Annotated in this window: 18 protein-coding genes and 2 pseudogenes; 14 read left to right on the top strand and 6 right to left on the bottom strand. The window is 69.1% G+C overall.

The genetic code is table 11. From position 1 onward, the window contains the following. Positions 1 to 171: 171 nt before the first annotated feature. On the bottom strand, positions 172 to 1824 hold the full coding sequence (locus ABS361_00260) for an acyl-CoA synthetase (protein XBY44781.1): 1653 nt from the start codon (positions 1822 to 1824) through the stop codon (positions 172 to 174). Between the two features lie 164 nt (positions 1825 to 1988). Between ABS361_00260 and ABS361_00255 the strand changes: the two genes are divergently transcribed. Further along, positions 1989 to 2303 carry a hypothetical protein gene (locus tag ABS361_00255; GenBank protein XBY44780.1) on the top strand — a complete coding sequence of 105 codons (315 nt, stop codon included), beginning with the start codon at positions 1989 to 1991 and terminating at the stop codon, positions 2301 to 2303. Positions 2304 to 2350: 47 nt separating this feature from the next. Continuing rightward, complete coding sequence (locus tag ABS361_00250; protein XBY44779.1) at positions 2351 to 3247, top strand: hypothetical protein; 897 nt, start codon at positions 2351 to 2353, stop codon at positions 3245 to 3247. Positions 3248 to 3267: 20 nt separating this feature from the next. Here ABS361_00250 and ABS361_00245 read toward each other — a convergent pair whose 3' ends face one another. Further along, on the bottom strand, positions 3268 to 4023 hold the full coding sequence (locus ABS361_00245) for a sulfite exporter TauE/SafE family protein (GenBank protein XBY44778.1): 756 nt from the start codon (positions 4021 to 4023) through the stop codon (positions 3268 to 3270). A 226-nt stretch (positions 4024 to 4249) separates the two neighbouring features. On the opposite strand from ABS361_00245, the gene ABS361_00240 reads away from it, so the two are divergent. Next, positions 4250 to 6166, top strand: a complete 1917-nt coding sequence (locus ABS361_00240; protein ID XBY44777.1) for a propionyl-CoA synthetase — start codon at positions 4250 to 4252, stop codon at positions 6164 to 6166. 77 nt (positions 6167 to 6243) lie between these two features. On the opposite strand, the gene ABS361_00235 is transcribed toward ABS361_00240, so the two are convergent. Both ABS361_00235 and ABS361_00230 read right to left on the bottom strand, forming a co-directional pair. Then, complete coding sequence (locus ABS361_00235) at positions 6244 to 7086, bottom strand: MFS transporter (GenBank protein ID XBY44776.1); 843 nt, start codon at positions 7084 to 7086, stop codon at positions 6244 to 6246. After that, on the bottom strand, positions 7065 to 7385 hold the full coding sequence (locus tag ABS361_00230; GenBank protein XBY44775.1) for an MFS transporter: 321 nt from the start codon (positions 7383 to 7385) through the stop codon (positions 7065 to 7067). Before ABS361_00230 ends, ABS361_00235 begins: the two co-directional genes overlap by 22 nt. Positions 7386 to 7502: 117 nt before the next feature. Here ABS361_00230 and ABS361_00225 point away from each other — a divergent pair, with 117 nt between their 5' ends. From ABS361_00225 to ABS361_00195, 7 genes and pseudogenes are all read left to right on the top strand, one after another. Further along, on the top strand, positions 7503 to 8105 hold the full coding sequence (locus tag ABS361_00225) for a TetR/AcrR family transcriptional regulator (GenBank protein XBY44774.1): 603 nt from the start codon (positions 7503 to 7505) through the stop codon (positions 8103 to 8105). Positions 8106 to 8530: 425 nt separating this feature from the next. Further along, a pseudogene (locus ABS361_00220) lies at positions 8531 to 9160 on the top strand (DUF882 domain-containing protein). A gap of 533 nt (positions 9161 to 9693) precedes the next feature. Further along, positions 9694 to 10317, top strand: a complete 624-nt coding sequence (locus ABS361_00215) for a hypothetical protein (GenBank protein XBY44773.1) — start codon at positions 9694 to 9696, stop codon at positions 10315 to 10317. A gap of 216 nt (positions 10318 to 10533) precedes the next feature. After that, entirely contained in the window at positions 10534 to 12366 is a 1833-nt protein-coding gene (locus tag ABS361_00210) for an ABC transporter transmembrane domain-containing protein (GenBank protein ID XBY44772.1), read from the top strand. Beyond that, positions 12363 to 14579, top strand: a complete 2217-nt coding sequence (locus tag ABS361_00205; GenBank protein XBY44771.1) for an ATP-binding cassette domain-containing protein — start codon at positions 12363 to 12365, stop codon at positions 14577 to 14579. Before ABS361_00210 ends, ABS361_00205 begins: the two co-directional genes overlap by 4 nt. Before the next feature lie 30 nt (positions 14580 to 14609). Next, positions 14610 to 15965 carry an HlyD family type I secretion periplasmic adaptor subunit gene (locus tag ABS361_00200; GenBank protein ID XBY44770.1) on the top strand — a complete coding sequence of 452 codons (1356 nt, stop codon included), beginning with the start codon at positions 14610 to 14612 and terminating at the stop codon, positions 15963 to 15965. Between the two features lie 356 nt (positions 15966 to 16321). Continuing rightward, complete coding sequence (locus ABS361_00195) at positions 16322 to 17680, top strand: TolC family protein (GenBank protein ID XBY44769.1); 1359 nt, start codon at positions 16322 to 16324, stop codon at positions 17678 to 17680. Between the two features lie 9 nt (positions 17681 to 17689). Here the strand turns inward: ABS361_00195 and ABS361_00190 are convergent, their stop codons facing one another. Next, the gene (locus ABS361_00190; GenBank protein ID XBY44768.1) at positions 17690 to 18757 is read right to left on the bottom strand and encodes a DUF2336 domain-containing protein; all 1068 of its coding nucleotides are present in this window, start codon (positions 18755 to 18757) and stop codon (positions 17690 to 17692) included. 217 nt (positions 18758 to 18974) lie between these two features. On the opposite strand from ABS361_00190, the gene rocF reads away from it, so the two are divergent. Then, entirely contained in the window at positions 18975 to 19901 is a 927-nt protein-coding gene (gene rocF, locus ABS361_00185) for an arginase (GenBank protein XBY44767.1), read from the top strand. 43 nt (positions 19902 to 19944) lie between these two features. Here rocF and ABS361_00180 read toward each other — a convergent pair whose 3' ends face one another. Continuing rightward, on the bottom strand, positions 19945 to 21426 hold the full coding sequence (locus ABS361_00180; protein ID XBY44766.1) for a GGDEF domain-containing protein: 1482 nt from the start codon (positions 21424 to 21426) through the stop codon (positions 19945 to 19947). A 375-nt stretch (positions 21427 to 21801) separates the two neighbouring features. On the opposite strand from ABS361_00180, the gene ABS361_00175 reads away from it, so the two are divergent. The 3 genes and pseudogenes from ABS361_00175 (at position 21802) to ABS361_00165 (ending at position 25727) form a co-directional block, all read left to right on the top strand. Continuing rightward, the gene (locus tag ABS361_00175) at positions 21802 to 23052 is read left to right on the top strand and encodes an ABC transporter substrate-binding protein (protein XBY44765.1); all 1251 of its coding nucleotides are present in this window, start codon (positions 21802 to 21804) and stop codon (positions 23050 to 23052) included. 63 nt (positions 23053 to 23115) lie between these two features. Beyond that, complete coding sequence (locus ABS361_00170; protein XBY44764.1) at positions 23116 to 24990, top strand: ABC transporter permease; 1875 nt, start codon at positions 23116 to 23118, stop codon at positions 24988 to 24990. Next, positions 24987 to 25727, top strand: a pseudogene (locus ABS361_00165) (ABC transporter ATP-binding protein). Before ABS361_00170 ends, ABS361_00165 begins: the two are co-directional and overlap by 4 nt. Positions 25728 to 25766 lie beyond the last annotated feature (39 nt).

Below are 25766 nucleotides of genomic sequence, written 5' to 3'. Positions count from 1 at the left end.
CGTGATCCGGTCAGGCTGAAACAGGGGCAGGCGTATCAAGCCCCGCAAGACATGGATCGAACGATCGATCGCACAGAAACGACGCCGCGGCAGCCCCGCGGCGTTCTGCTTTTTCGAGCCCACAGACAGGCAGTCGGGCTCGATGCCCGGACCGCCGTTGCGGCTTCCCGCTCACACCGTCTTCGCCAGCTCGCGCAGTTTGAACTTCTGGATCTTGCCGGTCGACGTCTTCGGGATCTCGGTGAACACGACCAGCCGCGGGCACTTGTAGGAGGCGAGGTGCGTCTTGCACCAGGCGATGATCTCCTCGGGTGTCGTATCCTCCGCGCCGGGCTTCAGCTCCACGAAGGCGCAGGGCGTCTCGCCCCATTTCTCGTCCGGCTTGGCGACCACGGCGGCGGCCTGGATCGCCGGATGCTTGTAGAGCGTGTCCTCGACCTCGATCGAGGAGATGTTCTCGCCGCCGGAGATGATGATGTCCTTCGAGCGATCCTTGAGCTGGATGTAGCCGTCCGGATGCATGACGCCGAGGTCGCCCGAATGGAACCAGCCGCCGGCGAAGGCCTCGTCCGAGGCCTTGCGGTTCTTCAGATAGCCCTTCATCACCACGTTGCCGCGGAACATGACCTCGCCGAGCGTCTCGCCGTCGGCCGGCACCGGCTCCATGGTGATCGGGTCCATGACGGTGAGCCCTTCGAGCGCGGCATAGCGCACGCCCTGCCGCGCCTTCTTGGCCGCCCGCGCCGGACCGTCGAGCGCATCCCACTCGGCCTTCCAGTCGTTGACCACCGCCGGCCCGTAGGTCTCGGTCAGGCCGTAGAGATGGGTGACGTTGAAGCCCGCCGCCGCCATGGCCGCGAGCGTCGCCTCCGGCGGCGGCGCCGCGGCGGTGAAGAACTCGACCGTCTGCGGGAACGACCGCTTGTCGGCCTCCGGCGCGTTGAGGATCGTCGACATGACGATCGGCGCGCCGCAGAGATGGGTGACGCCGTGATCGGCGAGCGCGTCCCAGATCGCCTTCGGCCGCACCCAGCGCAGGCAGACATGCGTGCCGGCGACCACCGACAGCGACCATGGGAAGCACCAGCCGTTGCAATGGAACATCGGCAGGGTCCAGAGATAGACCGGGTGCTTCTTCATCGAAGCGGTGATGACGTTGCCCTGCGCGAGCAGCGCCGCGCCGCGATGATGATAGACGACGCCCTTCGGATTGCCGGTCGTGCCCGAGGTGTAGTTGAGGCTGATGGCGTTCCACTCGTCCTCGGGCATCATCCAGGCGTAGTCCGGATCGCCGCCGGCGATGAAGGCCTCGTACTCGATCTCGCCGAGCATCTCGCCGGTCTGCGGGAACTCGGGATCGTCGTAGTCGATGACGAACGGTTTCACCTTGGCGAGCGCCAGCGCCTCCTTGACCGTCTTGGCGAACTCGCGATCGGTGATCACGACCTTGGCGTCGGCGTGATCGAGCGAGAAGGCGATGATCGCCGCGTCGAGCCGGGTGTTCAGCGTGTTGAGCACCGCGCCGCACATCGGCACGCCATAGTGCGCCTCGAGCATCGGCGGCGTGTTCGACAGCATGACGGAGACGGTGTCGCCCTTGGCGATGCCGCGCTTGGCGAGAGCCGAGCCGAGCCGGCGCGCCCGCGCATAGAGGTCGGCGTAGCTGGTGCGGGCGTTGCCGTGAATGATCGCGGTCTGGTCGGGGAAGACCTTTGCCGACCGCTCCAGGAAGGTCAGCGGCGTCAGCGGCTGGTAGTTGGCCGGGTTCTTGTCGAGATCGGTCTCGTACCAGTTGGCGCGTGCCGGCGAAGCGTCGTGAGCCATGAACGTGTCCCCCTGAAAACTCTGGTCCTTTTGGGCAAGTTAGAGCGTGAACAGGGCGTCGCCGCAAGCGCGCACAAGGTCCTATGGAAGGTTGCGACATTGCCCACGCCTTCGCCGAGGACTATCTTAACTAGCAGGGCGGCGTTTGCCCCAGAGGCTTTGCCATGATGGACTCCCGATCGCTTCCCCTCTCCCAGCGCGTCGCCAACACCGTCGACGCGCTGCCCGAAGACACCGAGCGCAAGCGCATCGTCGAGGCGATCGACGCGATCGCGCCGGCGACCCCGAGCCATATCGCGCGTTCGCTCGAGGCGGACACTCACGGATCGACCGTCACGGTCGATCCGACGTGGCTGGCGGACACGCTGAACAGCTTCGCTCAGGACGGCCTGATCCAGGTCAGCCCGATCGCCGACGGCACCGACGTGCAAGTTTCACTTACACCGATGGCCAAGCGCGTTTTCCAGTTGAAGAAATAACAGAAGCTCGGCATCGTAGCTCCGTCGAATGACGCGAGTGACGGGCCATGGAGACGATCGTCGCTGTATGGGCCGCCGTGACCGGTTTCGTGACCGGCTTCGGTTGGGGGGCGCTTCCGGCCTATGTGCTGGTCGCTGCGATCGGCGGATTCGTGGGCTTCTGCGAGCTGGTCAGTCGCTACAAGGACGAGCCGCTGCACGCGGCGCTGTCGCAGCCGGGCCGCACCTACATGATCGCGAACGCGCTGTTCTCGATCGTCGCGCTCGCCATCGTTCGATCCTATACGGACGGCAAGACCGCAACGGGGCTGCTCACCGAAGTGCTCGCCGCCGGCATCGGCGGCGCCGCGTTGCTGCGCTCGGCCGTGTTCAAGGCCAAGGTCGGCGACAAGGAGGTAGGCATCGGCCCCGCCGCGATCGTCGACATCGTGCTGTTCGTCACCGACCGGCAGGTCGACCGCAATCAGGCCCGCATGCGCAGCGCAGCCGTGACGCCGCTGATGGGCGCGCAGCCGTTCGGCTTCATCGTCGAGTCGGTCGTGCCGCATTGCCTCGGTCTGATGCAGAACCTGTCGACCGAGGATAAGGACACGATTGGCAAGCGCATCCAGGATCTGAGCGGCCGCCAGCTCTCCCCCGAGGAGCGTTCGATCCTCGCCGGCCTGATCCTGGCAGAATTCACCGGCATCGAGACCCTGCAGGCGGTGATCAAGGATCTGGCCGATGTCCGGACCGCGTTCGACGCCCGCAACCGCCCGATCTCGGCGGCGATGATCAACATCGCCCCGGCGGCACAAACGACGGCGACACCGGTATCACCGTCCCCGCCGTCCCCCCAGCCTCCCACCCAGCCCCCCACACCGCCGCCGCCTGCCACGCAGGATCCGGTCGCCGACGACAAGACGCCAGACGACCCACCCGCCCCGAACGACGACGGCAAGTGAGGTCGAGCGACGGGCTGGCGTCACGCGAGCCCGCGCGCGCCGTCCCAGACGAGCTTCAGCGAAATCAGGAACAGCGCGATCATCACGATCCGGAAGAACAGCGCCTCCGGAACGATCCGGGTCAGCCGCACGCCGAGGAACGTGCCGGCGACCGCGACCGGCACCAGAACGAGCATCTCCCGCAGATTGCCGACATTGAGCTGGCCGAGCGCCCAATAAGGGATCAGCTTGACCGCATTGATGATCGCGAAGGTGATCGTCGATGTACCGGCATAGACCATTTTCGACAGCCGCTGCGGCAGCACATACATCTGGTAGGGCGGCGCGCCGGAATGTGAGACGAAGCTCGTGAAGCCGGTCAGGAAGCCCCAGAAGAGGCCGCGCGGCACGTCCGCCGGCCGGGGCGGCAGCGCTTCGGCGCGCTTGAGGAACCGGTCGACGCAGAAGACCAGGCCGATGAGGCCGACGAGCAGCGTCACCGCCGGCTCGGAAACGACCGCCGCGGTCGCCCAACCGGCGGCGATGCCGGCGACCGCGCCCGGGATCAGGATCGCGATGTTGCGCAGGTCGAACTCGCGCCGATAGGCCCAGAGCCCGAACCAGTCCGAGACCACATAGATCGGCAGCAGGAGCCCCGCCGCGACGATCGGATGCACGACCAGCGCCAGCACCGGCACCCCGAGCATGCCGACGACCGGCAGGCCGCCCTTGGACAGCCCGACCAGCAGCGAGGCCGGGATGGCGGCGAGATAGAACAGGATCTCAGTGCTGGACATGCGGGGCTTCGACTGCGGCTCGAGAGGGCGGGCCCCTCCATAGCGCGCCGGCGCCGTCGGGGACAGTCGGGCGACGCAGACGAGCCCGGCGGAGCAGGACGGAATTCAGGACTTTCCGTTAAGTCGAACGTAGGATTGCGCCCGAGGGCCGGCGGGCCGAAACAACAATCAAAAATGACAGACCCTGGCGGGTGAGCCGCGCGGGTGCTCGGGAGGAGCCGTTACCATGTCGAGCCAGTCGGCGGCGAGCCGCTATCACGACACCTATGCCGCCTGGAAGGCGGATCCGCAGGCGTTCTGGGCCGAGGCGGCCAAGGCGATCGACTGGTTCGAGCCGCCGAAGACGATCTTCGATGCCGGCGCCGGTCCCTATGGCCGCTGGTTCCCGGACGCCGTCTGCAACACCTGCCACAATGCCGTCGACCGGCATGTCGCGAACGGCCGCGGCGATCAGGCCGCGATCATCTACGATAGCCCGGTCACGGGCGCCAAGGCGACGATCACCTACGCCGAGTTGCTCGTCCGCGTGAAGGCGCTCGCCGGCGCGCTCGCCGATCTCGGCGTGGCGAAGGGCGACCGCGTCATCGTCTACATGCCGATGGTGCCGGAAGCGGCCGTCGCCATGCTCGCCTGCGCCCGGCTCGGCGCCATCCATTCGGTGGTGTTCGGCGGCTTCGCGGCGCGCGAACTCGCCACCCGCATCGACGACGCGCAGCCGAAGATCATCGTCTCGGCCTCCTGCGGCATCGAGCCGAACCGCACCATCGCCTACAAGCCGCTGCTCGACGAGGCGATCGCCACCGCGACCCACAAGCCGGCCGGCACCATCATCCTGCAGCGCCCCCAGGTCCAAGCCGCGCTGACCCCCGGCTACGACCACGACTGGGCCGAGGTGACCGCCAAGGCCGCCGGCCGCGACGTGCCCTGCGAGCCCGTCAAGGCGACCGACCCGCTCTACATCCTCTACACCTCCGGCACGACGGGCGCGCCCAAGGGCGTCGTCCGCGACAACGGCGGCCACATGGTCGCGCTCGCCTGGTCGATGAAGGCGATCTACGGCGTCGATCCCGGCGAGGTGTTCTGGGCGGCCTCCGACGTCGGCTGGGTCGTCGGCCATTCCTACATCGTCTATGCGCCTCTGATCGCCGGCAACACCACGATCGTCTTTGAAGGCAAGCCGGTCGGCACGCCCGACCCGGGCACGTTCTGGCGCGTGATCGCCGAGAACAAGGTCGCGGCCTTCTTCACCGCGCCGACCGCCTTCCGCGCGATCAAGAAGGAGGATCCGAACGGTACCTTCATCGGCCAATACGATCTCTCCTCGCTCCGGACCTTGTTCCTGGCCGGCGAGCGCGCCGATCCGGATACGATCAAGTGGGCGGAGGAGAAGCTGAAGGTCCCGGTCGTCGACCACTGGTGGCAGACCGAGACCGGCTGGACCATCGCCGGCAACCCGGTCGGCCTCGGTATCCTGCCGATCAAATACGGCTCGCCGACCGTCGCCATGCCCGGCTACGATGTGCAGGTGATCGACGACGCCGGCCATCCGGTGAAGCCCGGCACACTTGGCAACGTGGTGGTGAAGCTGCCGCTGCCGCCGGCCTGCCTGCCGACGCTCTGGAACGCCGACGAACGGTTCCGCGCGTCCTACCTCGCCGAGTTCCCCGGCTACTACAAGACCGCCGACGCCGGCATCATGGACGAGGACGGCTACCTGTTCATCATGGCCCGCACCGACGACATCATCAATGTCGCCGGCCACCGCCTGTCGACCGGCGGCATGGAGGAGGTGCTGGCGAGCCATCCGGACGTTGCCGAATGCGCGGTCATCGGCGTGCACGATGCGCTGAAGGGCCAGAGCCCCTGCGGCTTCGTCGTGCTGAAGGCCGGCGTCACCAAGGACCCGGCCCAGATCGAAAAGGAGCTGATCGGCCTCGTCCGCGACAAGATCGGCGCCGTCGCCGCGTTCAAGCTCGCGATCACCGTCGAGCGCCTGCCGAAGACCCGCTCGGGCAAGATCCTGCGCGGCACCATGCAGAAGATCGCCGACCACGAGGAATGGAAGATGCCGGCGACGATCGACGATCCCGCGACGCTGGCCGAGATCGAGACCGCGATCCGTGCCCGCGGCATCGGTGTGTGAGGCTATCCGGGTGTGAGGCCTGACCGGCGGCCGCGGCCGCCGGCCGCCCTCGCCGCATTCGCTCTCGCCGCAATCGCTCAGCCGCCGACCGCGGCCGGCCGGAACGGGCCAAGCCGCGAGGCCAGCAGGACGGCCGCGCAGACGCCGAGAAGCCCGAGCGAGACGAGATAGGCGTTCGCCGGCTCCGTCCCGAGACGCGACGCGATCGCGGCGACGAGAACAGGGCCGGCCGCCATGCCGATGTCGCCGCAGGTGCGGAACAGACCCATGGTCCGGCCGGTCTGCTCGGGCGCGCTGCCTTCGAGCACGAGCACGCCGGCGGACGGCAGCAACGCCCCCGTGCCCGCCATGATCAGGGCGATCGAGCCCCACAGCGCCGGCTCGCTCGGCACGAGGCCGAGCACGATCCCGGCCGCGGTCGTGACGACGGAGACGCCGAGCGCGGCCGTCGCGCCGTAGGCGCCGATCAGCCGCGTGTTGATCGGCAGGATCGCGAGATTGACCAGCGTGCCGACGCCGACGATCAGGCCGAGCCGCTCCGCCGACAGGTGCAGCACGCCGATCGCGAAGGCCGGCGCGACCACCCAGGGCACCGTGATCCGCACCGAGAAGGCCGCGAAGGCCATCGCCATGCCGCCGACTAGGCCCGGGGTCAGCACGCGCCCGCCCTGCCCGCCACGGCGGATCGGCGCGCCGGCGTGGGCCGGCAGTTGCGGTACGAGCGTGAGCGCCAGAGCCGCGCACAGCGCCTGCGAAAGGAACGGCGCACGGACGCCGAACGCGCCGATGAGGACGCCGCCGATCATCGGGCCGATCGAAAAGGCGAGCAGCAGCGCCGCCTGGAACAGCGTCATCGCCCGGGCACGGCCCGCCGGCCCGGCAAGCAGCACGAGGCCGGTCATGGCGACCGTCGCGAACACCGCCGAGCCCGCCCCTGCAGCGCGAGCGCCAGGGACAGGATGCGGAAGTCGCCGTCGAGCGCGCCGAGCGCCGATCCGGCGACCAAGAGCAGGAGCCCGGCCACCGCGACCCGCCGGAGCCCGAGCCGATCGGCGAGCCAGCCGGCCGGGAGCGAGCAGACGAGCCGGGCCACGCCGAACAGCGAAACGAGAAAGCTCTGCGCGGCCGGTCCCTCGCCCGCCGTCAACATCGGCAGCGCCGGCACGAGCATGCCGAGGCCGAGCGAGGCGAGCAGGGTCGCGAAGGCCAGAAGCGGCATTCGCGCTCCCGACGGTGTCGGGGCGAGCAAATGGGCGTCGGACATGATAGGCCCTTCGGTCAGGGAGAGGATGCAATTAGACTAGACGGTCCAGTCTAGTTCAGTCAAGAGGACACCATGGCCGAACCGACCGACCGCAGCGCGGGCAAGACCGAAGCGATCCTGGAAGCCGCCAAGCGCGTGTTCCTGAAGGACGGCTTCGCGTCGAGCGTCGACCGGATCGCGGCGGAGGCCGGCGTCGCCAAGCAGACGATCTACAGCCGTTTCGGCAGCAAGGAGGGCCTGCTCCGCGCCATGGCCGACCGGCTGAAATGGCCGATCGGCGCCTTCTTCCAGAGCGACGGCCCCGCCGGCGACGTCCTCACCGCCGTGGGCGAGGCGACCCTCGAGCGCATCGTCAGCACCGACATGGCCTGCCTCAGCCGCCTGCTGATCGCCCAGGCAACGGAGTTTCCGGACCTTGCTCGACTGAACTACGAGATGGGCCCGCTGCGCACGCGCGGGCTTCTCGCCGACTATCTCGATCGCCTCGTTCGCGAGGGACGCATGCCCCCGGCCGACACCACGGAGGCAGCAGACGTGTTCTTGTCGCTGTTGCAGGGCCTCTACCGCCATGGCTTGCTGCTCGGCGCCATCGAGCCCCCGGATCCTGCCGTCCGGACGGCCCACGTCGCCCGCACGGTCGAGCGGTTCCGCCGGCTCTACGACCTGAAGGACTGACCGGAGCGATCGCGTCGCAGGATCAAGCCGCCCGACGCCGCGAATTCCGTCTGCTCGCCGGCGCACACCCTTCCGGATCTCCGAGCCGACGCCCGAGATCGGTCGTCGAGGCGGCGGCCTTGGGCCGATCGCTGCAATGAAGACGACCGAACTCCGAGATCGCTGCCGAAACGGACGCTCCGGCAGAGCCGTGCCACGACTATGCGAAATTCCCCATGGGAATGCACCCACTGATACAAGAACGCGATCGCATCGAAATAAAGCCTGCCGCTTCCCTCGGTCCGGCGGTTACGGTAAAAGCTTCATTAACCAAAATGGACGAAATTGGCGGTCCTGGGGGATGTGTCGTTGTATGGCCACACTCGGCCCTTCTACATCCGGAGCACCCGTTGGCTCACCACTCTGGTCGCTTGAGGCGCAAGTCCATGCGTAATCGCCTCTTTCTCGCAAGTGTCGTCGCCGCCGCGACTTTCGGGGCCGCCGAGGCACGCGCGGAGACGCGCTCGCTGACACTGATGAACACCCACACGCAGGAACGCGCCACGGTCGTGTTCAAGCGTGACGGAGTCTACGACCAGAACGGCCTGCAGGAGCTGAACCGGCTCCTGCGTGACTGGCGGCGCAACGAAGCCACCAAGATGGACCCGCAGTTGTTCGACCTCATCTGGGAGGTCTATCGCGACTCGGGCGCCACGCAGCCGATCCACATCGTCTGCGGCTACCGCTCCCCGGCCACCAACAACATGCTGCGCTCCCGCTCGCGCGGCGTCGCCAAGTTCAGCCAGCACATGCTCGGCAAGGCGATGGACTTTTATCTGCCCGGCGTCGACCTCGAGCGCCTGCGCGAAGTCGGCATGAAGAAGCAGATCGGCGGCGTCGGCTTCTATCCGAGCTCGAATTTCGTCCACATGGACACCGGCAGCGTCCGCGCCTGGCCGCGCATGACGCGCGAACAGCTCGTCCGGTTGTTCCCGGACGGCAAGACCGCCCACCTGCCCGCCGACGGCGGCCCGTTGTCGGGCTATCAGGTGGCGTTGGCGGAATCGCAGGCCCGCAAGGGCCGCACCAGCCCGACCGGCGACAGCGCGACCCGTTCCGGCGGCGGTCTGCTCGCTGCCCTGTTCGGCGGCGGCTCGTCGTCTTCGTCGAGCGCCGCGCCCGGCGAGGACGAGGAGGAAGTCGTCCGCACCCCGGCCTCGCGCGGCCAAGAGCTGCGCCAGGGTCCGGTCGCGCCCAACAAGGTTCTCCTGACCCGCAACGAGGACGCGCCCGGCGTCAGCACCGGTCCGGCCGCGCCGAGCGCCCGCAGCGTCCGCACCCAGGCGGTCGCCCCGCCCCGGTCGCCCAGCCGGCGCCGGTCCAGGTCGCGGCCGTGCAGCCGCCGGTCGTCACCAGCCCGCCCGCCGCGGGCTCGCTCGTGGCGCTGCCGCAGCCCGCCGCCGCCCCGCGCGGCGCCGGCTCGCTCGTTTCGAACAACAACGGCCAACCGTCCGGCTGGGTCGTCGGCCCGCAGGGCAAGCAGGTCGCCGCCGCCGCGCCGATCCCGGTTGCCGCGCCGCTTCCCGAAGCGAAGCCCGTCGCCATCGACGTGGCCCCGCCGCGCGCCAAGCCGGGCTTCGAGCCGGCCACCCGCGTCGCCGGTCTCGCCCGTCCCGCCAATCCCGCCGCAGAGGCCTTCGCCGTGCTGACCGGCGAGCAGCCGCAGCCGAGCGACGCACTCGGCTATGCCTCGGAACTGCCGATCCCCACCGGCAAGCCGGTCACCGCCGATGTCGCGGCCGGGCCGAAGCTCCCGCCGATGCCGGTCCCGCTGCCGCAGCAGAAGCCGGCGAGCGTGCTGCTCGCCTCGCTGACGACGCCGGTCGCGCCGACCGCGACCGCCACCGACGTCTCGCGGCTCGGCGCCGCGCTGCCGGCCGCCACCGGCAAGGCCGCGAAGGCCGCCCGCGCGGCCTATCGCGATCCGCTCGCCGTGCTGGTCGCGAGCCTCGGCGACGATCCGGATCCCAAGGTGATCGACGCCGGCGCCGGCGCGCGCACCGCCCGCTTCGCCTCCCTCAGCGCCCCGGACCAGGAGGGCCTGCCGGCCCTGCTCGCCAAGCCGGCGGCGACCCTCGCGATCGGCTTCTCGAAGGGCCCGATCGACGGCCTCGCCTCCGGCCGTTTCGTCGGCCCGGCAGTCGTCGCGGTGCCGGTGCGCCGGACCGAATGAGCCCCGCCTCTGTCAAAACCGATCCGCAAGCCGCCCTCCCGGGCGGCTTGTTCGTTTCAAGCCCCGGTCGACGCGCCGGAGCCGGGCGAAAGACGCCGGGCGCGTGTCGCCGAGCCGCTCGCTGACGTGACGGCGCATCATCCGAGTCGTGGTTAATCGCCGCTAAACTTCTTCGTGTGAAAACTGAGCCCGAGTAACGCGATCAGTGTGGCACACGTGTTGAATTTCAGCGGCTTATCGGACCGGTGGCGGCGTCTGCTCGGGCAGTTCGGAATCCGGCGCGACGAGCTGGAGGCCTTCGGTCTCCAGGAGGCGCGCGTGCTGCGCCTGCCACGCTCGGTGATGGCCGCCTCGATCGCGATCAACACGCTCGGGCTCGCGCTGCCGCTGTCGATCATGCAGGTCTACGACCGCGTGATCCCGCACAGCTCGGGCGAGACGCTGCTGGCGCTCTTGTCGGCACTGATCGTGGTGGTGATCGTCGATGGCGCGCTCAAGATCGCCCGCGCCTATATGAGCGCCTGGGTCGCCGCGCGCTTCACGCAGGTGTCGATGGTCTCCGCCTTCGAGCGTGTGCTCTACGCCCCGCGCGCGGCCTTTACCGCCGATCCGCCGGCCCGGCACCTGCAGCGCCTGCAGGCGGTGCAGCGGCTCGGCGACTTCTACGGCGGCCGCTCACGGCTCCTGCTGCTCGATCTGCCCTTCGTCTTCCTGTTTCTCGCCGTGCTGGCGCTGATTGGCGGCTGGCTGGTGCTCGTCGCACTCGCCGTCGTCGCCGCCTTCGCGATCGCCACGGTCCATATCGGCCGCAAGCTGCGCGCGGCCCACGAAAGCCGCGACCGGCAGGACGCCAAGATCCACGACTTCCTCGCCGATGCGCTGACCGGCATCACCACCCTCAAGGGTCACGCGATGGAACCGATGCTGCTGCGCCGCTTCGAGCGGCTGCAGCGCTCGGCCGCCGAGATCGACTACGAGGCGATCGAACTCGCGATCCTGTCGGAGGCCAAGGTCACCGCGCTCGGCAACATCACCATGATCGCCATGGTGACGGTCGGCGCGGTGCTCGCCATCGCCGGCGACATGACCATCGGCACGCTGTCGGCCTGCACCATGCTCTCCGGCCGCGCGATCCAGCCGATCCTCGGTGCCGCCTCGCTCTGGAACGAGGTCCAGAAGATGCGTCTCGGCCTCGATCATGTCCGCGAGCTGTTCGCGCTGCCGGAGCGGGAGCACGCGATCGAGGCGGCGGCCGAACCGCGTGCCGCGCCGGCGGTCCGGATCCTCGGCCTCGGGCACCGGATCGAGGACCGCACGATCCTCGAGGCCGGCGACATCGAACTGCCGGCCGGCGCCATCACCGCCTTCACCGGCGACGACGAGAGCGGCAAGGCGACCCTCTTGCATCTGATCGCCGGCGAGGGTCGGCCGACGCGCGGGGAGATCCATATCGACGGCGAGGAGCCCGGCCTCTACCGGACGCGGCACCCCGGCGCGATCGGTATCGTGGCGCAGAACCCGGTGTTCTTCCGCGGCACCATCCTCGACAACCTGACCCTGTTCGGCGACGGACCGACCGCCGACGAGGCCCGCAATGCGGCCGCCTTCGTCGGCGTCGATCGAGACATCGCGCGCCTGCCCTCGGGTTACGACATGCGCCTCGGCGAGGGCGTGTCGGAAACACTGCCCACGGGGTTCCTGAAACGCCTCGCCTTCGCCCGCGCGCTGGCGCTGCGGCCGGGTCTGCTGCTGCTCGACGAGCCGCAGGCCTTCCTCGATCAGGACGCCGACCGGCAGTTGCTCGCCGCGCTCGAGCGCCTGCGCGGCGCGGTGACCATCGTCATGTGCACCAACCGGCCATCCTATCTCGCGATGGCCGATCGCGCCTGGCTCTGCCGCGGCGCGCGGATCACGCCGCTCGGCGGCCGCGCCGGCGCGCGATCGGACGCCGCGCCGTCCTTCGCCGAGCTGATGCGCGGGTTCGGGACAGCCGGCGCCGGGGCCGCTGGACGCGCGGCCACGGCCGCTACGGAGGGCCCGACGCCATGACGACGCCCCCTCCCCCCCACGATCACCCCATCCGCGACCTCCCCGCCCGCGACCTGCAGGATCTGCTCGCCGGCGAATTCGGCCGCGAGGAGATCCATCTCGACGATCACGCCGAGACGGCCGTCGAGGCCTGCCTCGTGCCGCTCCTGAAGGCGCTGAACTGGCCCGGCGACAGCCGGCGCCTGTTCGAGGTGAAGCCGCATCTCGAGCCGATCGCCGACGTCGGCACGTTCCGCGCGGTCCTCAGCCGTCTCGGCTTCCGGACCAAGCGTATCGATCTGACGCTCGACAAGATCACGCCGGAGTTCATGCCCTGCCTGATCGAGCGCGACGACGGCCTCGCGGTCGTCCGCGCCCGTCGAGCCGACGGCAGTCTCGAGATCTTCTGCGGCGCAACCCGCAGCGACACCATCCTCGAACCACGCGACCTGCGCGGCCGTCGCATCACGGTCTATCTGGTCGCCGTCGCCGATCACGAAGGGGAACGGCAGGACCGGACGCCCTGGTTCTGGGCCTCGCTGTGGCGGTTCCGCCAGCCGATCGGCGCCGTGGTGCTGCTGACCTTCGCCACCAACATGCTGGCGCTCGCGACGCCGATCTTCGTCGCCAATGTCTACAATCACGTCATCACGGCGCACTCGCTGGAGACGCTCGCCTTCTTCCTCGCGGCGATCATCCTGGCCATCTCCTTCGAGATGCACCTGCGGCACATCAAGGCGACGCTGGTCGCCTATATCGGCGCGCGGTTCCATGCCGCGCTCGCCAACGCCGCCTTCGAGCGCGTGCTGTCGCTGCCGATCGCCATGGTCGAGCAGGTCTCGGTCGCGACCCAGGTCGCGCGGTTCCGCCAGTTCGAGGGTGTGCGCACCTTCTTCACCGGTCACCTCGTCAACACGATGCTCGATCTGCCGTTCACGCTCGTGTTCTTCGCGGCGCTGGCCTGGATCGATCCGGTCTTCGTGCTGGCGCCGATCGGCCTCGTGGTCGTCTACGTCCTGCTCGGCATCGCGACGATCCCGATCACGCGCCGCAATCTGACCGCGACGGGACAGATCGTCACGCGCGGCCAGAGCTTCCTGATCGAGACGCTGACCCGCGCCGACACGGTGCATCAGCTCGGAGCCGAGACAGTCTGGGCCGAGCGCTATCGCACGCTGTCCCGCGAGGCCGTGCTGCAGAAGTTCCGCGCCCAGGCCTTCGACAGCGCCTTGCAGACGGTCGCCGCCTCGCTCTCGACGCTCGCCGGCGTTGCGACCCTCGGCGCCGGCGCCGTACTCGTGATGAAGAACGAGCTGTCCGTCGGTGGTCTCATCGCGGTGATGATGGTGATCTGGCGATTGCTGACGCCGATCCAGACCGCCTTCATGGGTCTGAACAATCTCAGCCAGTTCGGCTCCACCATCCGCCAGATCAACGCGCTCATGCGCATCGCGCCGGAGCGCGACCCGGCGCTCCGGCCCCTGTCGCGGCGCCGCTTCGGCGGCGCTGTCACGCTCGACGGCATCGCCTATCGCTATCCTGGCCGCGTCGAGCCGGCGCTGAAGGGCGTGGCGCTGCAGATCCCGGCCGGCCAGATCGTCGCGATCACCGGCCCGGCCGGCGCCGGCAAGACCACGCTGCTCAAGATGCTGCTCGGGCTCTACCAGCCGGCGGGCGGCACGGTCTATCTCGACGGCCTGAACCTCCAGCAGATCGACCCGAGCGAGATCCGCACCGCGACCGGCTTCGTACCGCAGGATCCGCTGTTCTTCTTCGGCACGGTGCGCCAGAACCTCGCGCTCGCCTGCCCGGAGGCGACCGACGCGGAGATGCTGAAGGCGCTCGCCGATGCCGGCTTCGACGAGCTCGAGGCGCACTTTCCGGAGGGTCTGGAGACCAAGATCCTCGGCGGTCTCCGGATCGACTTCAGCGAGGGCGTGCAGATGCGCCTCGCGCTCGCCCGCGCCTATGTGCGCCGGCCGACGCTGCTGCTGCTCGACGATCCGGGCGCCAATCTCGATCATGCCGGCGACGAGGCGCTGGCACGCAAACTCGCCGCGCTGCGCGGCCGGTCGACGGTGATCCTCGTCACCTCGCGGCCGAGCCACATGCGCGCCTGCGACCGGATCATCCGCCTCGACCGCGGCGTCGTGACGGCCGACGGTCCACCGGATGCCGTGTTGCCGAAGCTCTATCCGCAGCAGAAACAGGATGTTCACCAGCGCACGGCCTGATCGGCCGCGTCCGAGCCATTGGAGTATCGCGTGTCAGCCGTCGCCGCCATCCGCCGAGCCCGCGAGGCCAGTTTCGCCGCCGGACGCCCGTCCGCGGAAGAGCTCGCGCTGCCGCTCGATATCGAGGCCGGCCGCTGGCCGAACGTGTTCCGCTCGATCATGGTGAGCCTGACCGTCGGGCTCGGCCTCCTAGTGATCATCGCCGCGATCGCGCCCTTGCGCGAACTGGCGGTCGCCGAGGGTCAGCTCACACCCGAAGGCTCGGTGATCCCGGTCCAGCACTACGAAGGCGGCATCGTCGCGGAAATCCTCGCCAAGCCCGGCGATATCGTCGATGCCGACGCGCCGCTGATCCGGCTCGAGCCGACCGGCGCGCGCGCCGATCTCGGCCAGCTCTCGGCACGGCGCACGAGCCTCATCGCCACCCGCGCGCGGCTGCTCGCCCAGCTCGACGAGACCCGGCCCGATTTCGCCGCGCTCGGCCTCGCCGACGACCAGCGCCGCGAACAGGAGGAATTGTTCCGGCGCGAGAGCGAGGGCCTCGCCAAGATCCGCGAGACCTTCGCCGCACGCATCGCCCAGCGCACGGCCGAGATCCAGGCCGCGCAGTCCGAGATGATCAGCCTCGACGCGCAGCTCGGCGCCAACCGCGAGCGGCTGGCCCTGCGCGAAAAGCTGCACAAGGAAGGCTATTCCTCGCGCAACGCCTTCCTCGACGCCAAGGTGACGCTCGAGCAGACCCGCGCCCGCGTGGCGCAGGTGCAGGGCCAGATCGAGAGCGGCCGAAGCGGCCTCGCCGAAGTGCGCGGCCAGCTCGCCGATGCCGAGTCGACCCGCCGCGTGCAATGGTCGAGCGACCTAGCCAAGACCGGCGCCGAACTCGCCGAGGTCGAGCAGCAGATCGCCAAGAGCCGCGACCGGGTCGATCGCCTGTTCGTGCGCGCCCCGAGCCGCGCCCTCGTGCAGGACATGGTGCCGAAGAGCCCCGGCGACGTGCTGAAGCCGGGCGACACGGTGGCCGAACTGGTGCCGATCGGCGAACGCCTCGTCGCGGAGGTGAAGCTCCGGCCCGACGACGTCGGCTATGTCCGCGCCGGCCTGCAGGCCCGGCTCAAGGTCACCGCCTACGATCCGGAGAGTTTTGGTCCGATCCAGGGCGAGGTACTGTCGGTGTCGCCGACCACGTTCAAGACCGAGAAGGGCGAGCCCTTCTACAAGGCGCGCGTCGGCTTCGACCGGACGGACGTCCACCTGGGCGCAGAGCGGCATCCGCTGCTGCCGGGCATGGTCGTTCGTGCCGAGATCCTGACCGGCGAAAAGTCGGTGCTGCGCTACTTCCTGAAGCCGATCTTCCGCTCGTTCGACCTCGCCTTCTCGGAACGGTAGGCGCGCGGCCGTTCGCACGGTCCGCGCCCGACGCCCTCCAACCGGCGTGATGCAACGTCGATGCATATCGTCCATCGTGCGCGCGGGCGCCGCGCTCGCGCGCCCTTTGGCTCGGACGAACGCAGGGACATCCGGCGCCCACGGCCAGCATTATTTCAGCCGACCCGAAGTCCTTGATGAATCCGGTAAATATTGCCGAACTCAGCCGACCCTTCACGCAGAGTTAACCCTAATGGAGTCTGCTGGAAAGGACCGCGGCGCCCTGCCCGGTCGCGTTCAGTTGCGTTAGAGTATCCATGTCTTCTCCGGTCGCCCCACCCCGCCCCGGATCCGATGCACGGCTCGTCCCCGGCCCCGTGCTGGCGAACAGAGTGCTCGCCGGCATCGTGCTGACCGGCGTCGGTTTCGTCACCGGCACAGTGCCGGTCTCCGCCGATCCCCGCCCGATCGGCCGCGCCGCGCAGGCGTTCCAGGTCGCTCAGACCGGCACCACCGAGGGCGTCGACCGCACGCTCGAGAAGGCGCTGCAGGAGAGCGCCAAGCTGAAGGCCGAGGAGGCCCGGCGCGACGGCACCAAGGCCGGCGTCGACGCGGCCGTCGCCGCCTTCCTGCCGACGGTCTCTTTCACCACGGACTGGGCGCTGCGCGGCGCCGTCGGCTACTCGGCGCCGCAACCGGGCAACACACCGACGCCCTCGACGATCGGGGTGACGGTATCGCAGCCGATCTTCGACGGCTTCCGGCGCTACAACGACCTGAAGCGTGCCCGCGCCGCCGAGACGGCCGGCACCTATGCGCTCGCCGATGCGCGCCAGCAGCTGCTGCTCGACGCCGCCGCCGCGCATCTGGCGGTGATCCGCGACACCGCGATCGTCGCGCTCCGGTCCAGGAGCCTCGCCCACTACGCCGAGATCGCCAAGTCGACCCGCGCCCGTTTCGACGGCGGCGACGCGACCAAGACCGACATCGACCAGTCCGAGAGCCGGCGCGAGCTCGCCGTCGCCGAACTGGAGCGCGCTCGGGGCGAGCTCGCCGCCTCGCGCGCGGAATACGCCAAACTCGCCGGCAACGCGCCGCGTGGGACGCTCGTGCGCGCCGGCGTGCCGGACCGCGCCCTGCCGCGCAGCGAGGAGGAACTGGTCGAACTCGCCCGCTCGTCGAACCCGCGCATCGGCGCCGCCGACAGCAATGCGGTCGCGGCGCGCTTCGCCGCCAAGGCCGCGGTCGGCGAGTTTCTGCCCGCCGTCGACCTGCAGGTCGCGCGCGAGCGGATCTACGGCTACTCGGCCACGGTCGATCGCCAGGACAGTTTCGCCGTCAAGCTGCAGGTCCGGGTGCCGATCTATTCGCCCTCGACCATGCCCAAGGTGCGGGAGGCCCGCGCGCTCGCGATGCAGCGCCACTACGAGGCCGTCGATACCCGCGACGGCGTCGTCGCCTCCGCACGCACCGCCTTCTCGCGCCACCGCGCCGCGCAGGCGCGCGCCGCAGCACTCGGCCGCCAGACCGCCCTTGCCCGCCGCGCGCTCGAAGGCGTCTCGAAGGAACTGCTCGGCGGCCAGCGCTCGGTGCTCGACCTCCTGAACGCACAGGAAGAAGTGACCAATGCCGAGATCGGCCGGGTCAGCGCCGAGTACGAGCGCGACTACACGGCCTATGTGATCCTGGCCACGATCGGCCGGCTCGATGATCGGATCACCGTCGCAGGCAACTGAGCGGCGACGTCAGCCGCGGACCGTGCTACGCACCCGGTGGAAGCGCAGCGTGCGCTCGGCCGTGGCCCGGTCGAGCTGCTGATACTCGCGCAGCATCGGTTCGGCCTGCGCGGGCGGCACGCGCAACCGCTCGCAGCGCAGCCGCGACAGGCGATCGTAGACGGTCTCGGACACGTCGAGCGTCCGGCAGACCACCGCGATGCCGGTGCCGGCGAGCTTGTGCAGCACGTTCGACACATGCGCCTCGGGCACTTGCGCGAGATCGGCCAGTACATGGGCGATGTCGATCAGCCGGCCGCGATGGATCAGGTCGTCGAGCGCCTCGTCGAGCCGTCGTTTGCCCGACCGGACATCGGCGACCATGATCTTGCTCTCGAACCGGCCGCGCTTGCTGTCGGCCCGGCCGACGTCGAAGGCGCGCTTGGCATCGTCCATCAGCGCCTGCGCGCGGCCGCTGTCCTGCTGGATCAGCAGTTCGAGCCGCTTGCGCGCGACCTGATTGAGAACCGGGGCCACCTTTTCCGCGATATGGACCGGCAGGTCGTCGCGAAACGACAGGGCCTCGCCGAGACTGTCGTCGTCGGCCGCCTTGGCCGCCAGCGCGCCGAAGCCCTGCTCGGAGAAGCGGGCGCCGAGATTGCGCGCGACCGTGTTGAGCACGATCGCCTCGCCGCGATCGACCAGCACGTCGGTGACGTGTTCGCTCAGGGCGTCGCGACGCGAGATCGCGGCCAGATGGGTCTGGCCCTGCCGGGAGGCGAGGTCGACGAGGTCGTCGTCGGTCAGCGAGGGCGAATGCTGCAGCACCGGCGCGGCGACCTGGATCGCGTCATTGGCGAGCTTCAGCGCCAGATCGCGCGAGGTCTGCGCCAGCGCGGCGACCCGGCTCGAGAATGCGGCGCGATCATCGACGCTCACATGGTCGAGCAGCCGGCCGAGAACCTCGCCGAACAGCACCAGTTCGCGATCGGTGTGATTTTCCGCGCCGTCGACGAAGATGTTCGAGACCTCCTGCAGGAGTTCGCGACGCCTGTCGCTCGACTCCTCGCGCGCGAGGTCCAAAAGTGAGACGGCCATGCCCTGATTTCCCCAAGGGCATAAGCCCCTTAGTTGCGCAGGAAGTAGCACGCCGGCCGATAAAAAAGCCCTTAAGCGAAGCATGCATTTCTAGCTGTCAGGAATTTTTCGTATCCCCGACACGAAACCGTCACGCAAAGGCGCGACGGAGCCGACGCCGCTCCCGCTCCGCGACACGCGGCGGCTCATGATCGATCCGTTTCGGAGACCCCTGCCGATGACCGAGACCTGCATCCTGATCGGAATTCCCGTCCAGGCCGGCACCGGCCGGCTCGGCTGCGACATGGGCCCGAGCGCCTATCGCGCCGCCGGCCTCGGCGAGACGCTCGCCGACCTCGGCCACCGCATCGAGGATCGCGGCAATCTCGCACCCGGTGCCCACGCCGAGAAGCCGCATCCCAATCCGGCGCTCCGGCATCTCGGCGAGATCGCAGCCTGGACCGAGACGATCGAGGCGGCCGCCTACGCCGCCGCGGGCGACGGCCTGCCGATCTTCCTCGGCGGCGACCACAGTCTCTCGGCCGGCACCATGCCCGGCGTCGCCCGGCGCGCGGCGAAAACCGGCCGCGAGCTGTTCGTGCTCTGGCTCGACAGCCACCCGGATTTCCACACGCTCGAGACCAGCACCAGTGGCAACCTCCACGGCGTGCCGATGGCCTACGCGACCGGCCGTCCGGGTTTCGCGGGCTTTCTTCCGCCGCTCGCCGCGACCGTGAAGCCCGAAAACGTCTGCATGATCGGTCTGCGCAGCGTCGATCCGGCGGAACGGGAAGCGCTGGCGCGGACGCCGATCACCGTCCACGACATGCGCGCCATCGACGAGAACGGCGTCGCGGTGCTGCTGCGGGCCTTCATCGACAAGGTCCGCGCCGCGGACGGCATCATCCACGTCAGCCTCGACGTCGACTTCCTCGATCCGGACATCGCGCCCGGCGTCGGCACCACTGTGCCGGGCGGCGCGACCTTCCGCGAGGCGCATCTGGTCATGGAGATGCTGTGCGACACGGGGCTCGTGCGCAGCATCGACCTCGTCGAACTCAATCCGTTTCTCGACGAACGCGGCCGCACCGCGCTCCTGATGGTCGATCTGGTGGCGAGCCTGCTCGGGCGCCGCGTCCTCGACCGCCCGACCCGCAGCTATTGAGACGTGACGAGGTCCGCCGGCAGGAAACCGCCGGCCGCGGCCGTCACCGCCGCGCCGCCGCTCCGGCGCCCTGGGCGTAGTACTGGCGCTTCTCTTCGTACATCAGCTCGTCGGCGCGCTTGGCGACCTGCTCCAGCGGCTCGCCCGCGGCGCCGGTCGCCGCGCCCATGGCGAAGCTGAGCGGCATGCCGCCGTAGAACTGGTTGTTGAGCTCGACCAGCTTGCGGATGTTCTCCATCATCGCCTGCCCGCCGCGCTCATCGGCCGACGGCATCAGGATCGCGAACTCGTCGCCGCCGATCCGCGCCGCCGTCGCCGGCGCCTCGACCGCCGCCGCGAGGATCTCGCCGGCCCGGCGCAGCATCTGGTCGCCGACCGCATGGCCCATGCGATCGTTGGCGACCTTGAGGCCGTTGAGATCGGCGATGATGATGGTCATCGGCTCGAGCCGGCTGCGCTGCAGCCGCGCGATCTCGTCGACGTAGAAGGAACGATTGTAGAGCTTGGTCAGCACGTCGTGCTTGCCGAGGAATTCGAGATAGGCCTCGGCCTTCTTGCGCGCCGTGATGTCGGTCAGCGCGACCTGCACCAGCGACCAGTCGTGCTCGTGCCCGGCCAGCACCGAGAACTGCAGCAGGAAATGCAGCTCGTGGCCCTCGAGCGAGTAGTTCACCACCTCGCGCTGCTGGAACAGCTTGCCGTTCCACAGGTCGATGAGCTGTTCCCGGAACGGCTGGCGCATCGCGTCCCGGAAGATCTCATGCTTGCGCATGAGCAGCTCGGTACGGTCGGCGGCGCAGAAGATCCGGATCGTTTCGCGATTGACGTCGATGATGCGGATCTCGCTCATGCAGCGATCGACGAATTCCGGATGCACGTCGGTGAAGGTGCGGAAATCGTCGATGCCACAGCCGCGCACCTCGTCGATCAGCCGCTTCACATGGCTGAAGTCCTCGACCCACAGCGACACTGGCGAGAGGTCGAACAGGCTGCGCGCATAGGCGTCGCTCTCGGCGAGTTCGCGCCGCGCCACCTCGCGCTCGGTCACATCGTCGATGGCGACCAGCACACGCGACCAGTCGTCCTCGTAGCCCGGCAGCACGATCGCATTGAGCAGAATGTCGAGCCGGCGGCCCGAGAGCGTGTAGTTGACCGTCTGGCTCTTGAACGCCGTGCCGGTGTTCCAGAGCTGCACCAGTTCATCGACATGCGTCATCAGCATGTCGTCGCGAAACACCTGATCCAGATTGGCGACGAGCTCGAACCGGTTGGCGGCCTCGAACAGCTGCAGCGTGCGCTGGTTGACGCCGATCACCCGGATCAGGCTCGCGCAGGCATGAACACGCGACGGGTCCGCGCGCAGGAATTGGCCGAGATCGGTCACACCCTCCGTGCGCCAGGCCGCGAACTGTCGCTTGACGCCGCTGAAGTCCTCGACCCAGAGCGAGATCGGCGCCAGATCGAACATGGCCGCGAACTCGTCCGACACGCCCGGGTCGTAAGCGGCAGCCATCGAGCGGTTCATCGGACCTCCGTCACGTCAGAAAAGCGTCTCACGAATCGCTTCTACGCTCACGACCCTTTGGGTTTGGTGAATACCCGCGCATCATTCAAGGGTCTGAGGTAAAAAGGAGATTACCTCCCGTTACGTGATCTTTCCGCGGCCTGCTGGAATTGCGGATCATGGTGCAGCCAAGCCCCTCGATCTGGCAACGCGCATGATTGATCTCGAAAGCACTTCGATTTTCCCGCGCCACACGGTCTCTCGTCCTGTCGCGCCCGGTCATCACCGTTTCGCGGGCAGTCCCGCGTGTGAGGCGAGGCTTTGGTGCTACCCCGATCCCGGCTCCTGTCGTAAACCATCGGTCCGACACCGGTCCGGTTCGTGAGGGCGATGATGATGCTGACGAGGAAGTGGATCCGCACGGTCCTGACGCCGAAGGTCCTGCTCCAGGGGATTCTGGCCAAGGGAATCCTGGCCACCGCCGCGCTCGGCGCCGTTGCCGGACAAGCCGCACGAGCCGACGAGATCAGGATCGGCGAGATCAACAGCTACTCGGCTTTGCCGGCCTTTACCGAGCCCTATCGCAAGGGCTGGCAGCTCGCGGTCGAGGAGATCAATGCCGCCGGCGGCATCGGCGGCAAGACGCTCGTCGTCGTCTCCCGCGACGACGGCGGCAAGCCGGCCGACGCCGTGACCGCGGCGAACGAATTGGTATCGAAGGACGGCGTGGCGCTGATCGCCGGCACGTTCTTCTCCAACATCGGCCTCGCGGTCAGCGACTTCGCCGCACAGAAGAAGATCCTGTTCATGGCGGCCGAGCCGCTGACCGATGCGATCACCTGGTCGAAGGGCAACCGCTACACCTTCCGCCTGCGCCCCTCGAACTACATGCAGGCCGCGATGCTGGCCGAGGAGGCCGCCAAGCTGCCGGCCAAGCGCTGGGCGACCATCGCGCCGAACTACGAATACGGCCAGTCCGCCGTCGCCGTGTTCAAGCAGCTGCTCTCCGCCAAGCGGCCCGATATCGAATGGGTCGGCGAGCAATGGCCGCCGCAGGGCAAGATCGACGCCGGCGCGGTCGTCGAGGCGATCGACGCGGTGAAGCCGGAAGCCATCCTCAACGTCACCTTCGGCCCGGACCTCGTGAAGCTGGTCCGCGAGGGCAACACGCGCGGCACCTTCCAGGGCCGCGCGGTCGTGAGCTTCCTGACCGGCGAGCCGGAATATCTCGACCCGCTCAAGGCCGAGACGCCCGAGGGCTGGATCGTCACCGGCTATCCCTGGAGCGCGGTGCCGCAGCCCGAGCACGCGGCGTTCCTGAAGGCCTATCAGGCCCGGTACAACGACTATCCGCGCGTCGGCTCGGTGGTCGGCTACTCGATGATCAAATCGATCGCCGCCGTCCTTGCCAAGGCCGGCTCGACCGATACCGAGAAGATGATCGCCGCCGCCGAGGGCGTCGCGGTCGACATGCCGTTCGGCCGGATCGTGTTCCGCGCGCTCGACCACCAGGCGACCATGGGCGCCTTCGTCGGTCGCACCGCGCTGAAGGACGGCAAGGGCGTCATGGTCGATGCCGTCTACCGCGACGGCGCCAAGTACCTGCCGACCGACGACGAGGTCCGCAAGCTGCGGCCCGCCAACTGATCGGGCGCCGTGCGGGGCCTTCGAAGCCCCACACGGCTCGCCTCTCCCCCGCGCCGGAGGTTCATGCAGCTCATCGTCGCCCAACTCCTGACCGGTCTGGCGAGCGCCTCGTCGCTGTTCCTAGTGGCGTCGGGCCTGTCGATCATCTTCGGCGTGACGCGGATCGTGAACTTCGCGCACGGCGCCTTCTACATGCTCGGCGCCTACATCGCCTTTTCGCTGACCGATCGCTTCGCCGGCGCGCTCGGCTTCTGGGGCGGGCTCGTCGCGGCGGCCGCCACTGTTGCGATCCTCGGCGCGCTGTTCGAAATCCTGCTCCTGCGCCGGATCTACCGCGCGCCCGAGTTGTTCCAGTTGCTCGCCACCTTCGGCGCCACGCTGGTCGTCGAGGATGCCGTTCTGCTGATCTGGGGCCCGGAGGACATGGTCGGGCCACGCGCGCCCGGCCTCGCCGGCGCGGTAATGATCTTGGACAAGCGCATCCCGGCCTACGACCTGTTCCTGATCGCGCTCGGCCCGGCCGTGCTCGGGCTCTTGTGGCTCGTCCTGCACCGGACGCGATGGGGCGTGCTGGTGCGCGCCGCGACCGAGGACCGCGACATGGTCGCCGCCCTCGGTGTGAACCAGAAATGGCTGTTCACCGGCGTCTTCGCGCTCGGCACCTTCCTCGCCGGCCTCGGCGGCGCGCTGCAGGTGCCGCGCGCCGCCGTCTCCCATGCGATGGACCTCGCGGTCATTGTGGAAGTGTTCGTCGTCGTGGTGATCGGCGGGCTCGGCTCGATCGGCGGCGCCTTCGTAGCGGCGATCATCGTCGGCCTGCTCAATGCCTTCGGCATTCTGATCCTGCCGAAGATCTCGCTGGTGCTGGTGTTCCTGGTCATGGCGATCGTGCTGGTGGTTCGGCCTTCGGGCCTGTTCGGCACCCGCGATGCCGAGCCGCGCGCGCCCGCGCTCGACTCCCGGCCCTGGGCGCCGATGGGCCGGAGCTCCCGCGCGCTCACCCTTGCGATACTTCTCGCCGCGACGGCATTACCGGCGGTGTTGAGCCCCTACGGCCTGACGGTCGCGACCGAGGTCGCGATCTTCGCGCTCTATGCCGCGAGCCTGCACCTGATTCTCTCGGTCGGCGGCCTCGTCTCGTTCGGTCATGCCGCCTCTTTCGGCCTCGGCGCCTATGGCGCGGCGCTCGCCGCCAAGGCGCTCGCTCTGCCGATGCCGCTCGCGCTCGCCGCCGGTCCAGCACTGGCCGCGGCCGGCGCCGCGATCGTCGGCTGGTTCGCGATGCCGCTGTCGGGCGTCTATCTGGCGATGCTGACGCTCGCCTTCGCGCAGATCCTGTGGTCGATCGCCTTCCAATGGGTCGCGGTCACCGGCGGCGACAACGGCATCCTCGGCGTCTGGCCGGCCGCGGCGGTCGCGAGCCCGGCGGCCTTCTACTGGACGACGCTCGGCCTCGTCGTCGCCGGCCTCGCGCTGCACCGCGCGCTCGTGTTCTCGCCCTTCGGCTATGCGCTCCGCGCCGCCCGCGACAGCCGGCTCCGGGCCGAGGCGGCCGGCATCGCCGCGCGCGCGGTGCAATGGCGCGCCTTCGTGATCGCCGGCGCGCTCGCCGGTCTCGCCGGCGCGCTGTTCGCCTACCTCAAAGGCAGCGTCTTCCCCGACACGATGGCGATCCCGCTCTCGGTCGACGCGCTCGTCATGGTGCTCGCCGGCGGCGTCGGCACCATCGCCGGGCCGATCGTCGGCGCCGCCGCGCTGAAGCTCCTGTCGATCTGGCTGATCAGCAACACCGATTATTCGAAGCTCGTGCTCGGCCTCGTCATTATCGCCCTGGTCGTCGCCTTCCCCTCCGGCCTGGTCGGCTCGGCGCTGGCCTTGCGCGATCGGCTCGGCGCGAAGGAGCCGACGACGGCCCGCGACCCGGAGGCCGCGCCATGAGTTCGCTCCTCGAAGTCGATGGCCTTGTGAAATCCTATGGCGGCGTCGAGGCCGTGATGGACGTGTCGTTCCGGCTCGACGCGGGCAAGCTCGTGGCTCTCATCGGCCCGAACGGCGCCGGCAAGAGCACCTGCTTCAACATGCTGAACGGCCAGATCCGTCCCAATCGCGGCACGATCCGGCTCGCCGGCCGCGACATCACCGGTCTGGCCCCGCACCGCATCGGACGCCTCGGCGTCGGCCGCACCTTCCAGATCACCGCGACTTTCGGTTCGATGACCGTGATCGAGAACGTCGCCGTCGCGCTCCTGTCGCAGGCCGGCCGCCTCGGCCGGTTGATCGGGCACGCCACCGCGCGGGTCGAGGGGCAAGCGGCGGCGCTGCTCGGGCGCGTCGGACTCGGGGCCGAGACCCGACGCCCCGCCGCCGAACTCGCCTATGGCGACCTGAAGCGGCTCGAACTCGCCATGGCGCTGGCCAGTCGGCCGAAGCTGCTCTTGATGGACGAGCCGACCGCCGGCATGGCGCCGCAGGATCGTGCCGCGTTGATGCGGCTGACCGCCGACATCGCCCGGACGGAGCGCATCGGGGTGCTGTTCACCGAGCATGACATGGACGTCGTGTTCCAGCACGCCGACCGGATCATGGTGCTGAATCGGGGCCGGCTGATCGCCGAGGGCACCCCCGCCGCGGTCCGCGCCGATCCACAGGTGCAGGCGATCTATCTCGGCGAGGGTTTTGCGGCCGAGCCCACGGCTTCGGCACCCGCGATGCGA

This window comes from Ancalomicrobiaceae bacterium S20 (genome assembly GCA_040269895.1).
Taxonomy (GTDB): Bacteria; Pseudomonadota; Alphaproteobacteria; order Rhizobiales; family Ancalomicrobiaceae; genus Methyloraptor; species Methyloraptor flagellatus.
The sequence above is the reverse complement of the archived record's forward strand: the minus strand, read 5'-3'. Positions and strand labels throughout refer to the sequence as shown.